Source organism: Herbiconiux solani NBRC 106740 (assembly GCF_001571005.1).
GTDB lineage: Bacteria > Actinomycetota > Actinomycetes > Actinomycetales > Microbacteriaceae > Herbiconiux > Herbiconiux solani.
Genome location: NZ_BCST01000004.1, coordinates 313,659 through 327,417 on the forward strand (window position 1 = coordinate 313,659; position 13,759 = coordinate 327,417).

Annotated in this window: 13 protein-coding genes; 1 reads left to right on the forward strand and 12 read right to left on the reverse strand. The window is 70.7% G+C overall.

Features of this window, described 5'->3' with window-relative positions; genetic code table 11:
- Nucleotides 1-11: 11 nt before the first annotated feature.
- The 5 genes from HSO01S_RS09140 to HSO01S_RS09160 all read right to left on the reverse strand — a co-directional run bounded on the left by HSO01S_RS09140 (nucleotide 12) and on the right by HSO01S_RS09160 (nucleotide 6,491).
- Nucleotides 12-854 (reverse strand): MurR/RpiR family transcriptional regulator, encoded by an 843-nt coding sequence (locus HSO01S_RS09140; protein ID WP_066040554.1) that lies wholly within the window; start codon nucleotides 852-854, stop codon nucleotides 12-14.
- Nucleotides 851-2,122 carry an allantoate amidohydrolase gene (locus HSO01S_RS09145; RefSeq protein ID WP_066040557.1) on the reverse strand — a complete coding sequence of 424 codons (1,272 nt, stop codon included), beginning with the start codon at nucleotides 2,120-2,122 and terminating at the stop codon, nucleotides 851-853. The genes HSO01S_RS09140 and HSO01S_RS09145 overlap by 4 nt, the downstream gene beginning before the upstream one ends.
- The gene (locus HSO01S_RS09150; protein ID WP_084361502.1) at nucleotides 2,119-3,315 is read right to left on the reverse strand and encodes a pyridoxal-phosphate-dependent aminotransferase family protein; all 1,197 of its coding nucleotides are present in this window, start codon (nucleotides 3,313-3,315) and stop codon (nucleotides 2,119-2,121) included. The genes HSO01S_RS09145 and HSO01S_RS09150 overlap by 4 nt, the downstream gene beginning before the upstream one ends.
- Nucleotides 3,316-3,430: 115 nt before the next feature.
- Complete coding sequence (locus tag HSO01S_RS09155; protein ID WP_084361503.1) at nucleotides 3,431-5,362, reverse strand: AtzH-like domain-containing protein; 1,932 nt, start codon at nucleotides 5,360-5,362, stop codon at nucleotides 3,431-3,433.
- Nucleotides 5,355-6,491, reverse strand: coding sequence for an acetamidase/formamidase family protein (locus HSO01S_RS09160; protein ID WP_066040566.1), 1,137 nt, complete (start codon nucleotides 6,489-6,491; stop codon nucleotides 5,355-5,357). Before HSO01S_RS09160 ends, HSO01S_RS09155 begins: the two co-directional genes overlap by 8 nt.
- Nucleotides 6,492-6,729: 238 nt before the next feature.
- On the opposite strand from HSO01S_RS09160, the gene HSO01S_RS09165 reads away from it, so the two are divergent.
- Complete coding sequence (locus HSO01S_RS09165) at nucleotides 6,730-7,434, forward strand: YoaK family protein (protein WP_245635947.1); 705 nt, start codon at nucleotides 6,730-6,732, stop codon at nucleotides 7,432-7,434.
- A 7-nt stretch (nucleotides 7,435-7,441) separates the two neighbouring features.
- Here the strand turns inward: HSO01S_RS09165 and HSO01S_RS09170 are convergent, their stop codons facing one another.
- The 7 genes from HSO01S_RS09170 to HSO01S_RS09200 all read right to left on the reverse strand — a co-directional run bounded on the left by HSO01S_RS09170 (nucleotide 7,442) and on the right by HSO01S_RS09200 (nucleotide 13,716).
- A complete protein-coding gene (locus HSO01S_RS09170; protein ID WP_066040567.1) occupies nucleotides 7,442-8,494 on the reverse strand; it encodes an Fpg/Nei family DNA glycosylase in 1,053 nt (350 codons plus the stop codon).
- 1 nt (nucleotide 8,495) lies between these two features.
- Nucleotides 8,496-9,206 carry a ribonuclease III gene (gene rnc / locus HSO01S_RS09175; RefSeq protein WP_174522981.1) on the reverse strand — a complete coding sequence of 237 codons (711 nt, stop codon included), beginning with the start codon at nucleotides 9,204-9,206 and terminating at the stop codon, nucleotides 8,496-8,498.
- Nucleotides 9,207-9,229: 23 nt separating this feature from the next.
- Nucleotides 9,230-9,433, reverse strand: a complete 204-nt coding sequence (gene rpmF / locus HSO01S_RS09180; protein ID WP_066040571.1) for a 50S ribosomal protein L32 — start codon at nucleotides 9,431-9,433, stop codon at nucleotides 9,230-9,232.
- 74 nt (nucleotides 9,434-9,507) lie between these two features.
- Complete coding sequence (locus HSO01S_RS09185) at nucleotides 9,508-9,984, reverse strand: YceD family protein (RefSeq protein ID WP_066040810.1); 477 nt, start codon at nucleotides 9,982-9,984, stop codon at nucleotides 9,508-9,510.
- A gap of 86 nt (nucleotides 9,985-10,070) precedes the next feature.
- Nucleotides 10,071-11,039 carry a LysR family transcriptional regulator gene (locus HSO01S_RS09190; RefSeq protein WP_066040573.1) on the reverse strand — a complete coding sequence of 323 codons (969 nt, stop codon included), beginning with the start codon at nucleotides 11,037-11,039 and terminating at the stop codon, nucleotides 10,071-10,073.
- Between the two features lie 61 nt (nucleotides 11,040-11,100).
- Nucleotides 11,101-12,423, reverse strand: coding sequence for an aspartate aminotransferase family protein (locus HSO01S_RS09195; RefSeq protein WP_066040575.1), 1,323 nt, complete (start codon nucleotides 12,421-12,423; stop codon nucleotides 11,101-11,103).
- Between the two features lie 144 nt (nucleotides 12,424-12,567).
- Nucleotides 12,568-13,716 (reverse strand): ABC transporter substrate-binding protein, encoded by a 1,149-nt coding sequence (locus HSO01S_RS09200; protein WP_066040577.1) that lies wholly within the window; start codon nucleotides 13,714-13,716, stop codon nucleotides 12,568-12,570.
- Nucleotides 13,717-13,759: the final 43 nt, after the last annotated feature.

Here is a 13,759-nt window from a genome sequence, read left to right on the forward strand (position 1 = left end):
CACCAGCACAGCTACTCCAGCTCCCCGAGCTCCTCGTAGAGCGAGTTGATCGCCGCCACCCGCGTGCGACTCTCGCGGGGCCGCGCGCTCAGCACGTTGCTCGCCAGGAGGTTCACCAGGCTCATCGCGCTGGCGTAGCTGTCGAGGGCGCTGACCGAGTCGATGGGGCATTCGATCCACACGCTCGCGAACTCGGCGTAGCGGCGGGCCGAGGCGTCGCCGATCAGCACGACCGCGGTTCCGGTGGCGGCGATCGCGGCGATCATCGCCCCGAACCCAGCCGTGCGCCGACGGAACCCGAACACCACCGCGGCGTCCCGTGCATCCCGGTCGGCGAACTCCTCCGAGATCGTCTGACCGGGCTGCGGCGCCAGGTGCACCGCGCCCCGCGCCTGGGAGAGCTGCTCGCGCAGGTGCACCGCGAGCGGGTACCCGTTGCGGAGCCCGACGACCGTCACACTGCGGCTTCGCAGCAGCAGCTCGGTGGTCTGCTCGAGGCGCTCGGGCCCGAGCGCGTCGAAGCACCGCCGCAGGTTCTCGACCTCCCGCACCAGGTGCGCACCGAGATCGGCCGACGACCCGGGGGTCGCTCCCCCGACGGGAACGCCGGACGACCGCAGCGTCCGCGCATGCTCCCGCACCTCCTGCGCGTTCTCGAAGCCGAGCCGCCGGAACAGCCGCGACACCGTCGCCTTCGACACCCCGCTGCGCTGCGCCAGCTCGGTGCCCGAGTAGACTGCGAGGTCGCTCAGATGATCCAGGATGAAGTCGGCCGCCCGCTGCTCCTGCGGCGAGAGCTCGCCGTAGCTGCGGTCGATCCGCCGGTCGATCCGTTGGCCGTCGCGCACCGTCATCGCTCCGCCGCGCCCGCCGCATCCGCCAACGCAAGAACCGCCCGCTCGAACGCATCGATCGTCGCCGCCACGTCGGCCTCGGTCACCCGCTCCTCGGGATTGTGGCTGACCCCGCCCTCGCAGCGCACGAACAGCATGCCGATCTCGGTGATCTCGGCGACGGCCATGGCGTCGTGCCCGGCCTTCGAGAACAGCGACATCGGCCGACGGTCGCCGGTCGAACGGATGCCCTCGCCGATCACCTTCCGCATCCGCTCGCTGCACACCGCCGCGGGGGCCGAGTGCGTCTGCACGCTCGTCCACTTCAGGCGCCGCTGGCGGCAGACGTCGGTGAGCATCTCCTGGACGACCCCCCAGACCCGGTCGCGCTCGCTGTCGTACTCGCCGCGCAGGTCGAGACTGAACTCCACCTCGCCCGGGATGACGTTGACCGCATCCGGCCGCACCTCCAGGTGCCCCACGGTCGCGATGAGCTGCGCCGCGCGCGCGATCCGCTCGATCGCGACGATGGCCTCGGCGGCCCCGGCCAGCGCATCCCGTCGCCGCTCGTAGGGGGTGCCGGAGTGCCCTGCCTTGCCGGTGATCGTGATGAGGAAGCGGCGGGCGCCGGCGATCGAGGAGACGATGCCGAGCGCCTTGTCCTCGTCCTCGAGGTACGGGCCCTGCTCGATGTGGGCCTCGAGGTAGCCGACGAAGTCCGAGCCGGGGCGGGCCGCGTCGCCGACCCTCTCGGGGTCGAGCCCGAAGTCGAGGAAGGCCTGCCGGAGGCTCACGCCGTCTTCGTCCTGCAGCTCCCACCACGCCGGATCCCAGGTGCCGGCGAAGGCTCGGCTGCCGAGCAGCGCCCGGCCGAAGCGGGTGCCCTCCTCGTCGGCCCACGCGACGACCTCGATCGCGAACGGCAGCACGCGGCCCGAGTCGCGGATGCGCTCGACCACCGCGATCGCTGCGAGCACCCCGAGGATGCCGTCGTACTTCCCCGCGGCCGGCACCGTGTCCAGGTGCGAACCGAGCAGCAGCGCGGGCAGCCCGGGCGTCGCACCCTCGAGGCGGCCGCACTGGTTGCCGGCCGCATCCTGCCAGGTGGTCAGGCCGGCCTGCTGCATCCACTCGGCGGCGAGCGCGTTGACCGCGGCGTGCTCGGGCGAGAGGTTGACCCGCTCGATCAGCCCGTCGTCGCGCGAGGAGAAGGTGGCGAGCAGCTCGCAGCGCTCGAGGAGGGCGGCGGCCGTGGTGTCGGCCGGCAGGATGCGCGAGGGCTCGGTCACAGAGCGCCCGCCCCCTGGTCGGCGTAGAGGTCGTAGGCTGCACCGACGCCACCGCCGGCCGTGACCGGCGCGCCGTGCCGCCGGAGCACCTGCTCGAGCGAGGCCAGGGTCGTGAGCACCGCATCCTTCCGCGCGTTGTAACCCATCGTGCCGATGCGCCAGACCTTGCCGTGCAGCGGGCCGAACGAGGTGCCGATCTCGATGCCGAAGTCCTCGAGCATTTCACCCCGCACCGCGTCTCCGGTCACGCCCTCGGGGATACGGACCGCGACGACGTTGTTCATCTTCACGGCCGGGTCGCCGAACACCTCGAGCCCGAGCCCCTGCACGCCGGCGAGCATCGCGGCCCCGTGCAGGCGGTGGCGTTCGATCGCGGCGTCGAGGCCCTCCTCGACCAGGATGCGGGCGCACTCGCGCGCCCCGTAGAGCATCGTGGTGGCCTCGGTGTGGTGGTTGAGGCGCTTCTCGCCCCAGTAGTCGAAGATCATCGCGAGGTCGAGGTAGTTCGAGCGGATGCGGGTGGCGTGGATCTCGTCGGCGCTCCCTGCGATGCCGGCCTCGATGCTCTTGCGGCTCTTGATCACCTCGACCGCACGCGGCGAGAAGGTCGCGGGCGCCGAGCCCGAGGGCCCGCCGAGGCACTTCTGGAGGCCGGCGGTCACCGCGTCCAGACCCAGCGCATCCGTGTCGAAGGGGTTGCCGGCGAGGCTGGCGGTGACGTCGGTGTATAACAGCACGCCGTGCGTGGCGCAGAGCTCGCCGAGGCCCTCGAGCGGCTGGGCGACGGTCGTGCTGGTGTCGCCGTGCACGACCGCGAGCAGCTTCGGCTTGACGGTCTCCAGAGCGGTGGCGATCTCGGCCTCGGTGAAGACGGTGCCCCACTCGCGCTCGATCACGTGCACCTCGGCGCCGGCGCGCTCGGCGATCTCGCGCAGCAGGTGGCCGAACCGGCCGAAGATCGGTACGAGCACCCTGTCGCCCGGCGCGACCAGCGACACGATCGCGGCCTCGATGCCGGCGCGGGAGGTGCCGTCGATCAGCAAGGTCTGCTCGTTGGCCGTCTTGAAGACCTGGCGATACAGCGCCATGGTCTCGTTCATGTAGGCCGTCATCGCCGGGTCGTACTGGCCGACGAGCTGCGCCGACATCGCGCGGAGCACCCGCGGGTCGGCGTTGATCGGGCCGGGGCCCATCAGCAGGCGCGGCGGCGGGTTGATCGGCAGGCTGGAAATGACGGACCTCCTCGGAACGGACGTTTCTCAACACTCATCTTACGAAACGAACGTTTCAGCGGTGTTTCGCCGTCGGTCAGCTCCCGAGGCGCTCCGCCAACTCGGCGGCGACGTCGATCAGGGCGAGATCGGTGCCGCGCCCTCCCACCAGGCACAGACCCACCGGAGCCGATCCCCCGGCCGACGGCACCGTCATGAGGGGCGCCGAGACCGCCGGGTAGCCGCCCGTTCCGGCGACCGAGGTCATCCGCAGCGTGGCGGCCCGCACGGTCGCGATCGTCTCGGGCGGCGCATCCAGCCGCGGTGCGGCCGAGGATGCGGAGGGCAGCACCAGGATGCGCCCCGCCAGCACCGCGTCGAACCGCGCCCGCGCCTCGGCCAGCACGGCCCGCGCGGCCGACTCCTGCTCGGCTGTGATCGCCGAGGCGACCTCGAACCGCTCGGCGACGTCCGGGGCGAGCTCCCCGGGGTGTGCCGTGATCCACTCGCCGTCGGCCCGCCACGCCTCGGCGCCCTGCACCGTGCGGAACGCCGCGAACACCTCCTCGAGCCCCCCGAGCTCGACCTCGTCGACCGCCCCGTAGGCACCGGATGCACGGATCGCGTCGACCACCGCCGCGAACGCCTCCTGCACGTCGCCGTCGCACCCCGCCACCAGCTCGGACGCCACCACGAACCGCGTCCCACCGCTGCCCGCACCGCCGTCGGCGCCCGGGGTCACGGTCTCGGTCTCGGTCGCACTCTCGGTCTCGGTCTCGGTCGCACTCTCGGTATCGGCGGGCGCATCCGGCATGGCCTCCCACCCCTCGCCCGGGGCGCCCTCGAACGACGCCGTCGCGGCGGCCCGCAACACCACTGCCGAGCGCGCGATCCACCCCACCGTGTCGAACGAGACGGCCAGCGGATGCACGCCCCGCGCACTCACCGCCCCGTGCGTCGTCCTGATCCCCCACAGCCCCTGGTACGACGCCGGCACCCGGATCGAGCCCGCCGTGTCGGTGGCCAGCCCGATCGTGGCCTGCCCGAGCGCCACGGCGCTGGCCGGCCCGCTCGACGAGCCACCGGGGATCGCACCCGGTACGGCCGGGTTCGGCGGTGTCCCGTAGTGGATGTTCCGCCCGGCGATGCTGTAGGCGAACTCGTCGGTCTGGGCGATCCCCTGCACCGCTGCTCCGGCGGCCCGCAGCGCGCGGACGGCATCCGAGTCGGCGGTCGCGACGGATGCCCCGGCCAAGAACTCGGGGATCCCCGCCCCCACCGCGAACCCGCCTACGTCGAACAGGTCCTTGACGGCCACCGTCATCCCCTCGAGCGGTCGCCCCTCACCGGACACCCCGTCAACGGGCTCGGCGCCAGCGGCCGACGAAACGACCGGCTGCGGCGCGAGCGGCGGCACCAGCGGCGCACCCACGACCCGCCAGATCGTGGGGTTGATCGCCGGCGCCGGCGCGGCGACGTGCGCCGCCGAGATCACCCACACCCCGTCCCGCTGCTGCCAGAGCTGCGTCTGCAGCCCGCGCCCGCCCTTGACGGGCGCGCTCACGGACATGATCAGCGCCGTGCCCGGATCGACGACCCGGACGTGCACCTCGACGATCCGCCGGGGTGGGAGCCCGCCGCGGAGCCCACGGAACGCGCTGATCCGATCGTGTCCGACCAGAAGACCGGCGGCATCCCCGCGCATCGTGCCCGGCCCGGCCGCGAAGTACCGGTCGAGCGCATCGAGGTCGTTAGACATCAGCGCCGCCTCGTACCCCTCGAAGGCCTCGAGCAACCGCGTCAGCTCGGCGTCGGCGATCACCCCCTCGACCGTCGTGACGCCGGCCACCCCGGTCGCCCCGGCCGACCCACCCGCGGCATGCCGCCCGCGCCGGGATCCCGAATCAGACCGCACCTGCGAATCTCCCCCGGCCCCGAGCCCCGTCCCAGATCCCGCAGAAGCGCCGGCACCAGAACCGGTACCAGAACCGGCCCCCAGACCACCATTCACCCCACCGTGCTCAGACATCCCGTCCCCCCTCCGCAACCCGCCGCCGAGCTCGCCCCGCCGGCACCCCCGCGAAGTCGGCCACACGCACCTTCGCGTGCACCCCCTTCACGATGTCGACCACCTGCGAGATGTCGAAGTCGGTCGCCGCGGAGAGGTAGGCGTAGGCGAGCGCCCGATCCATCCCGAACCGCGCCTCCAGCAGCCCGAGCGCCGCCCGCACGCAGTTCTGCACGGCCACGTCGAGCGACTCGTCGAGCCCGGTCGGCACCAGGAACTCAGGCGTCTCGGCCATCGGCCCGGTCAGCCGGCCGAACTCGGCCTCCGCGTCGGCCTGCGACAGCAGCTCGAACCGCACGGTCACGCGCAGCGACGCCTCCATCGCGGTGAGAGCGACCTCGCCGTCGCCTTGCGCGAAGTGCGGGTCACCGACGTACGCGAGCGCACCCGGAACCTGCACCGGCAGATAGAGCGACGACCCCACGGTCAGCAGCTTGATGTCGATGTTGCCGCCGAACGCCCCCGGCGGCACCGAGTGGGGCCTCACGTCTCCGGCCGCCGCGACGCCCATGATGCCGAGGAACGGCGCCAGCGGGAACCGCACCGACCGCTCGCCGCCCGGAACCAGCGGCAGCGTGCCCACCTGGCCCCCGTCGAGGGTGTGCTGCAGCTCGGCGAACACGCTCACCGCATCCTGCCGTTCGGGCATCTCACCGGGCAGCGCACCCCGCCCGTGCCGGTTCGAGATGACCCCGTAGGGGACCCGCGGCGTGGTCTCGAGCACGGTCATCTTGAGCAGATCGCCCGGCATCGCCCCCCGCACGGCGATCGGGCCGGTGATCACGTGCGGCCCGTCGGATGCGGTGCGCGGGTAGTCGGAGGCGGCGAGCGCGATCGCATCCTGCAGCACGAAGTCGCGGTCGATGCCCTGGGCGGCGAAGAACGCCACCGGGTCGCGACCCTGATCCTCGAGGAGGCCCTCGTGGCTGATCGTGTCGATCGTGACGTCGGTGCCCGGTTCGATCTCGAGCACGGCACGGTCGGTGGCGCACGGCAGGCGCCCCCAGAGCACGTGGCCCGGCGTGGCCGCCAGGTAGTCGGTCGCCCGGATCTCGCCGGCCCCCGGTTGAAGAGCACTCGTCATCGACATGCGCAGCCTCGATCCTTCCGTCGTCGCTCGCATCCGGGCCCGTCCGAACCCGCCCGAGCCCGTGCAGGCCGCTCTCACGCTGCCGGTCCGAACCCCTCGGAGCCCTTCGAGGCTAGCGCCCGTTTGCACGCCCGATCACGCACGGACTACCGTTCAAGACATTGTTTGCACGGCCGAAACCGGATTTCACACCCGCGTAACGTGCACCCGCACTCCCGACCCCCCGACAGGACCCGCCGTGCTCACCAGACTCCGCGCGAACCGCGACTCCCTCCACCTCGCGCTCATGCTCGCCCTGACCTTCTCCACGGGCGTGGTGGATGCGGTGGGCTACCTGGGCCTGGACAAGGTCTTCGCCGGCAACATGACCGGCAACGTCGTGATCCTCGGCATGGCTCTCGCCGGCGCGGAGGACCTGCCCTGGCTCGGCCCGCTGCTGGCCCTGTTCGCCTTCATGGCCGGAGCCGTCGTCGGTGGCCGGGTGCTCCGCCCGGTCAAGGCCGGCTGGACGACCCGGACGACGACCCTCTTCGCGGTCGTCGGCATCGTGCTGGCCGGTCTCGCGATCGCCATGTTCGTGCTCGGCGGCCGCCCGCCGCAGCCGTGGGAACTCGTGATCACGGTGCTGCTCGCCGCCGCCATGGGCCTCCAGGCCGCGACCGCGCGTCACATCGCGGTGAAGGATGTCACGACGGTGGTCGTCACGTCGACCATCACCGGCTTCGCTGCCGACTCCCGCCTGGCGGGCGGCAAGGGCCAGCCCTGGTTCCGTCGCGCGGCGGCCATCGTCCTGATCGCGGCCGGAGCCGGCGTCGGGGCCCTCCTCCTCCACCTCCACATCGGCTGGGGTGTCACCCTCGCGGCCGCAGTCACCCTCATCGCAGCCCTCCTCGGCCACATCGCCGCCCACGTCAAGCACACCACCCCCACCCCCGCGGAATGAGCTTCAGCTAGCCTCTCGAGCGCGAGCGGTAAACCCTCTGGCACTGCGGGCAGAGATGCGACGAGCGGTTCATAAACTGCTCGCGCACGATCGGCGTACCGCAGCGCGGGCAGGGCTTCCCCTGCTGCCCGTAGGCGTTGAGGCTGTGCGAGAAGTAGCCCGAGGCGCCGTTGACGTTGACGTACTGCGCGTCGAAGCTCGTGCCGCCCTCGGCCAGGGCCTTCTGCAGCACCAGCCGCACCTCGGCGAGCAGTTCGCGCGCCCGCGCGCGGGGCAGTTTGTCGCTCGGGTGGTCGTAGTGCAGCCGGGCCGCCCAGAGCGACTCGTCGGCGTAGATGTTGCCGATGCCCGAGACGAGCGTCTGGTCGAGCAGGGCGCGCTTGATGCCCGTCCGCTTCTTGGCCAGGGCGGCGAAGAACGCCGCGTCGTCGAAGGCCGGGTCGAGCGGATCCCGCATGATGTGCGCCACCTGACTCGGCACCAGCACGCGCCAGCCCTCGGCCGCGACGACGGCATCCGGATGCGCGCCCCCGCCCGCGACACCCCCCGCGTCCCCGAGTCGCCCGGCATCGACCAGGTACCCCACCTCGCCGAAGTACCCCGCCACCCGCCCGTCGCCGGTCGGCACCAGGCGGTCGACCGCCATCGACCCGAAGATGCGCTGGTCGACGAAGTTGACCCAGAACTCCCCCTGCGACGGATGCTCGATGTGCAGCCGGATTCGGAGGAGCCCCTGCTCCTGCACCCCCGGCGTGCGCAGCAGCACCTGCCCGCTCATCCCCAGGTGCGCCACGAGCGCCTGCGCCGGTGCACTAGCAGACCGCTCAGCATCACCGGCGACGTCCCCACCCCCGCCGGACAACGGGAACCACAAGAACTTCCCCCGCCGCCCCGCCGCCAGGATCCGCCGTCCCTCGAGAAGCGCCTCGAACGGACCCTCGAGCGGGCTGTGCCGCTTCAGCGACCGCGGCTCGAAGACCTCGACCGCCGTGATGAGTGCCCCGCTGACCGCGGGAGCGAGACCGGCACGGACGACCTCGACCTCGGGGAGTTCGGGCACGTCAGGCGCCGAGCAGCGCGAAGGCCGCGGCCGCGGCGGCCGATTCGGCCTGCTTCTTGCTCGTGCCGGCACCGGTCGAGGAGACCGGGGCGACCGACGCGTCGGCCGAGGTCATCGTGACCGTGGCCACGAAGGTCTTCTGGTGGTCGGGCCCGCTCTCCTCGATCCGGTACACGGGCGCGTCGAAGCCGCGCTCCGCCGCCCGCTCCTGCAGGGAGGTCTTCGGGTCCATCGAGACACCGAACCGGGTCGGGTCGTTGGCGAGGGGATCGACCAGGCGCAGCACGAGCGCGGTCGCGACATCCGGACCCTGGTCGAGGTAGGTCGCCCCGATCACCGCCTCCATCGTGTCGGCGAGGATGGACGCCTTGTCGCGCCCCCCGGTCAGCTCTTCGCCGCGGCCGAGCTTGATGTAGGCGCCGAGCCCGATCGTGCGGGCGATCTCGGCCAACGCGACCGTCGACACGAGCGAGGCGCGGCGCTTGGCCAGTTCGCCCTCGTCGAGGTCGGTGAAGGTCGTGTAGAGCATGACCGTCACGGCCTGCCCGAGGATCGAGTCGCCGAGGAACTCGAGGCGCTCGTTCGTGGGTACACCGCCGTGCTCGTAGGAGTACGAGCGGTGCGTGAGTGCCAGATCGAACAGCTCGGGGTCGAGGTCGATCTGCAGGGTCGCCAAAAGGTGCGACCGGTTCTCCTCAGGTTCAGAAGACACTGGCCGCACCTTTCAGGAAGTCGTTATACGTCGGCGACCTTGCGGCCCTTGTACTCCATGAACAGCGGAGTGCCGGCCGAGTCCTCGACCACCTTGGCGCGGTGGGGAAGGCTGTACGTGGTCTTGCCGTTCTCGATGGTCTTGACCAGCGTGGGGAGTCCAGCCTTCCACTGCGAGCGACGCGCGTGGGTGTTGGAACGTGACATCTTCCGCTTCGGAACAGCCATTGTCTTCTCTCTTCTACTCTCGGTTCGGCCTCGTGCAAGCAGGCACAGGGGCCGGCGGCCAGAACAGCCGGGGCTTACTTGCCTTCGGTGTCCGTGTCTTCGGAAGCTGCCAGACCGGCGAGCGCCGACCATCTCGGGTCGATCGCAACAGGCGCAGGCGTTGCCGGGTGATCGGCCAGCCGCTCGCCCGTCACCGGGTCGAGGCCTGGGCAATCCGGCGTGCACACCGGCTGGAACGGCAGTGACAACACCACCGCATCCCTGATCAGAGGTTCGAGATCGACATGGTCGTCGTGAACCTCGTAATCGAAAGCTTCCCCAGAAGAATACGCGAAAAGCTCCTGGAATTCGACTTCGACAGGCTGGACGATGTCGCGGAGGCATCGGCTGCACTCTCCGGAGGCCTCTGCGGTGATGTCGGCGGAGACCAGAATGCCCTCGTGGACCGACTCGAGACGGACGTCGACGTGCAGCGGTTCACCCGCGGGGACGGACACCAGACCCTCGCCGAGCTTGTCGGGCGAGGGGATGTCGAAGTCGTGCTCGCGCATCTCGCCGGGCTTGTGCAGGAGATCGCGCACGTTGACCGTGAAGGGGGTCTTCTTGAATGTGCTCACCGCGAGATTCTACCCGCGGTTCAGGCCACCCCGGTCAGCGGTGCGCCCGCGTCCGCTGAGGGCGGATTGCGGTGCTCGTTGGCCGCCACGACCGCGGCCGCCTCGGCGCGCAGGGCGTCGATCACGGTGCGCACCGCGAGGCGCTCGGCCCGGTCGGGACGCATCAGGGCGAAGATGTGGCGCTCGGCCACGACCCCGCGCAGGTTCTTGAGCACGATCTCGCTGCGGTACGGCCCGCCCGCGGTGTAACAGGGCAGGATGGCGATGCCGAGCCCGGCTGCGACGAAAGCCTCGGTGACGCGGGTGTCGCCGAAGCGCTGCACCACGTTCATGGTGCTGCCGGCGGCCCGCGAGATGTCCTCGATCGTGCGCTCGAAGGGATAGCCCCAGGGCACGCCGATCCAGCGCTCCCCGATCAGGTCCTCCGGATCGAGCAGATCTTTCGCGGCGAGCGGATGCCCGGGCGGCAGCGCGATGTCCAGCGGCTCGGTCATCAGCTTCACGGCCGACATCTCCGAGGTCTGCCAGTTCGTCGCGGCCGAGGAGGCCGAGTGCGCCAGCACGATGTCGAAGTCGGCGGTGAGCGCCGGGAAGTCGTCCGACTCGGGATCCCGGTCCGAGCAGTGCAGGGTCAGCCCGCCGATCTCGTCGAGCCGCCGCACCACCCCGGGCAGCAGCATCTGGCCGCCGGTCGGGAAGGTCGCCAGCGACACCTCGCCGGTCGGGTCGTTGCGGAACTCGTCCCAGAGCGCATTCGCGTGCTCGATCGCCACGGCCACGTCCGTGGCGCTGCGGGCGAGCGCACGCCCCGCATCCGTCAGCACGATGCCGCGGCCGGCCTTCTCGGTCAGCGGCAAGCCGGCCTCACGCTCCAGGATGCGCAGCTGCTGCGACACGGCCGACGGGGTGCGGTGCGTGGCACGCGCGACCTCGGTGACGCTCCCCCGCTCGGCGAGTTCGCGCAGCAGTTCGAGCCGCCTGACGTCCATGAAGCAACACTACTTCTCCGGCAGGCGACCGAACCACTCCCCTAAAGCGTCGAGAAGGCCCCTACAGCGTCGAGAAGGCCTCATCGTAGATCGCCAGTGCCCGGGCCACCTCGTCGTCCGTGACGATGCACGGCGGCACCACGTGCAGCCGGTTGTCGGCGGCGAAGGGCAGCAGCCCCCGCGCGAGCAGGGCGCCCTTGAGCTGCCCGATGACCGAGGCGGGCACGGGTGTCCGCGACTCCCGGTCGGTGACGAGGTCGAGCGCCCAGAAGACTCCGAGCCCGCGCACGTCGCCGATGATCTCGTGTTTCTCGGCCAGCGCGGCGAGCCCGGGGGCCAGCAGCTCCCGGCCGACGCGCTCGGCGTTCGCGACGATGCCCTCGGACCCCATCGCATCCAGGGCGCCCACGATCGCCGCCATGGCGAGCGGATGCCCCGAGTAGGTCAGCCCGCCCGGGAAGACGGCGTCGTCGAAGGTTTCGGCGATCGACGGCGAGATGATCACGCCGCCGGCCGGAACATAGCCCGAGTTCACGCCCTTGGCGAAGGTGATCAGGTCGGGCTCGACGAGCCCGCCCTCCTGCTCGGCGAGCGACTGGAAGGCGAACCACCCGCCGGTGCGCCCGAACCCGGCCATCACCTCGTCGAAGATCAGCACGATGCCGAACTCGTCGGCCAGCGCCCTGACCCCGGTGAGGTAGCCGGGCGGCGGCACGAGCACGCCGGCCGTGCCGGGAATCGTCTCGAGCAGGATCGCGGCGATCGACTGCGGCCCCTCCGAGACGATGACGCGGCGCAGGTGGTGCAGGGCGCGCTCGCACTCCTCCTCGACCGAGGTCGACCAGAACTCGGAGCGGTAGGCGAAGGGCCCGAAGAAGTGGGCGTGGCCGCGGGCGTACTCGTTCGGGATCCGACGCCAGTCCCCCGTGGCGACGACGGCCGCCCCGGTGTTGCCGTGGTATGAGCGGTAGGTCGAGAGCACCTTGTCGCGGCCGGTGTACAGGCGCGCCATCCGGATCGCGTTCTCGTTCGCATCCGCACCGCCGTTGGTGAAGAAGACCTTGTTGTAGGACGAGCCGGCGCAGTCGAGGATGCGCTCAGCGGCCCGTCCGCGGGTGAGGTTGGCGTGGGCCGGCGCGACCGTGGTGAGCAGGTCGGCCTGCTCCTTGATGGCGGCGACGACGGCCGGATGCTGGTGGCCGATGTTCGTGTTGACCAGCTGCGAGGAGAAGTCGAGGTACTCGTGGCCGTCGAAGTCCCACACGGTCGAGCCGAGCCCGCCGGCGATGACCATCGGCTTCAGGGCCCCCTGCGCCGACCACGAGTGGAAGACGTGCTGGTCGAGTTCGAGGGCGAGTGCTCCGTCGGCGGGATCGAGGTTCATGGTGGTGCCTGTCTGTTCTGTCGTTCGTTCTGATTGTTCTGGTGAGTCGATCCGGGTGTGGTTTTCGATTCCGTCGCCTTTGAGCGTCGCTCAACCGAAGACGGAATCGGAAACCACACCCGGATCGACGGGGTGGCCGGGTTCCTACTGGCCGTTCTCCTTGAGGGTGACCGTGATGGGCTTGTAGTCGGCGCCCATGACGTCGACCCCTTCGTCCTTCAGCTCGGTCAGCGCCTTCTCGACGTACTCGTTCGAGTACGCGGTCTCCGGCGGGTCGGCGGTGATGATCGTGGCGCCCGTCTCGTTGGGCGTGCCCTTGGCGATCGAGACCGTCTGGTCCCACTGGTCCTGGTTGATCATGCCGACGCCCGAGGTGCTGGGCCAGATCAGCTTGTTGACCTCGTTGGTCATCCAGAGCTGGTGGCTCTCACCGAGCTGCGATCCCGCATCCGTCACGATCTTGGCCGCGTCCTCGGCGTTGTCCCGGGCGTAGGCCCAGCCCTTGACGGAGGCCTTGATGAACTTGACCGCGGTGTCGGCGTAGGCCGAGTCGCTCGCGAGCTTGTCGCTGTCGGCCCAGATCGCATCCTGCAGCATGGCCGTGCCCTGGTCGTTCCAGTCGATGACGTTGAGGTCCTCAGGCGTGTAGAGCGAACCCGTGGCCGGGTTCACCGTCTCCAGCACCTGCGCGTACTCGTTGTAGGTCATCGCCTGGGCGGCCTGGATGTCGCCGGCCAGGAAGCCGTTCATGTCGAACGCCTGCTGCACCAGCGAGATGTCGCCGAGCGGAACATCCGCCTTGTTCATGCCGGCGAACAGCTCCCACTCGTTGCCGTAGCCCCAGCTGCCGACGGTCTTGCCCTTGAGGTCGGCGGGCTTGGTGATCCCGGCGTCCTTCATCGAGATCTGGGTCGTGCCGGAGCGCTCGAAGATCTGCGCGATGTCGGTGACGGCAGCGCCCTGCTCGATCGAGCCGAGCACCTTCGGCACCCAGGAGATCGCGAAATCGGCGTCGCCCGAGGTGAGCACGTCGATCGGGACGATGTCGGCTGCGCCTTCGAGGATGGTGACGTCCAGCCCCTCGTCTTCGTAGTAGCCCTGCGAGGCGGCGGCGTAGTAGCCGGCGAACTGCGCCTGCGAGTACCACTGCAGCTGCAGGCTGACCGGCGTCAGGTCGCCGCCCGACGCGCTGTCGGTCGACGAGCCCGAGCCTCCGCTCGAGCAGCCTGCCAGCGCGAGCGCCGTGACGGCGAGGGCGCCGACGCCCGTGATGATGCGAGTGCTGTGTTTCATTGCTTCCTCCTCTGGTACGTGCGGGGTGGTGCGGGACTGTGGT